The sequence below is a fragment of the Oleiphilus sp. HI0123 genome, assembly GCF_001635315.1.
In genome coordinates this window covers 1-1,054 of the sequence record NZ_LWGE01000358.1, presented here as the reverse complement: position 1 = coordinate 1,054, position 1,054 = coordinate 1, and the positions used below count along the sequence as shown (strand labels likewise).

Genomic DNA, 1,054 nt, shown 5'->3' with positions numbered 1-1,054 from the left:
CTATTAAGAACGGCGCGTGCTACCGAAATATTTACCCCCTTGGTATTGCAGATGATGGCGGTTGGTGAAGAGACCGGCTCGATCGATAGCCTATTGGATGAAGTGGCAGACTTTTATGATGAAGAAGCAGACTACTCGTTAAAGCGCTTGTCTGAAGCAATCGAACCAATATTAATCGTTGCAATGGGCGGCATTGTCTTGGTCTTGGCATTAGGCGTCTTCTTGCCAATCTGGGACTTGGGCCAGGCAGCAATGGGACGGTAGACAGCGTGTATAAAGCGGAAGAAAAAACTGTTTATGAGCGCAGTTTCGGCAATCGCTATTTTGTGGTCGCAGTGAGCCTTCTGATTATTGTGTTCGCCTTGAATTGGTTGGCTGAACGTTTGAATCAAGAGCTAGTGAATGCCGAGCGTGTACAGTTTATTCATAGGCTTAAAGAACTCAATGCTGCTGTTACCTTGATGCAGGCATCTCTGGTGGCCCAGGATAGGCCGCAAGCAATGGCAGAGTTTGTGGGCGCAAATCCGATGAACTGGGTTCAGGATGACGTGACGCACTATGTTGGAGAGCAAGCTTTAGAGGAAAGTCAGCACCTAGCGGGTGTTTGGGTATTTGACCCAAAACTAAGAGATATTGCTTATCAGCCGCGCGATGTGTCAGTAGAGAGTTTGCGAGCGCAATTGCAGGGGGAGTTCTCAAGGATTGTTAGCGATGAACCTGAATGGCAGCGCCAAAGATATTCGCAATGGTTGCGATTTAGAGTAGTTGGTCTATTGTCAAAGGATAAAGTTCAAGCGAATAAACATTCAGAATATGAAGGGTTAGTTCTGCAGCTCATGCCGTAAACCATGAGCGCAGTTTCTGAAGCAGGTACTTGGTTTTCAAAAACGGGTTTTCAAAAACAGGTTTCAATTTACATTGATGAAGAGAGTTTGAAGTTATGAAAAAAATGTCCGGCTTTACATTAATTGAGTTAGTGGTCGTGATTGCCGTGCTAGCTATTCTTTCTGCGGTGGCCTTCCCGAAGTTTGCCGAGATTTCTGACGAGGCGCAT

The 1,054-nt window shown here is 46.0% G+C and carries 3 protein-coding genes; all 3 read left to right on the top strand.

The features are described 5' to 3' along the window. Positions 1-264 (top strand): type II secretion system F family protein (locus tag A3761_RS03425; RefSeq protein ID WP_197472785.1); only part of this gene is annotated, 264 nt, incomplete at its 5' end. Positions 265-269: 5 nt separating this feature from the next. Beyond that, the gene (locus A3761_RS03420) at positions 270-845 is read left to right on the top strand and encodes a hypothetical protein (protein ID WP_068554344.1); all 576 of its coding nucleotides are present in this window, start codon (positions 270-272) and stop codon (positions 843-845) included. 95 nt (positions 846-940) lie between these two features. Beyond that, on the top strand, positions 941-1,054 hold a 114-nt coding region (locus A3761_RS03415; protein WP_156491561.1), incomplete at its 3' end, for a type II secretion system protein.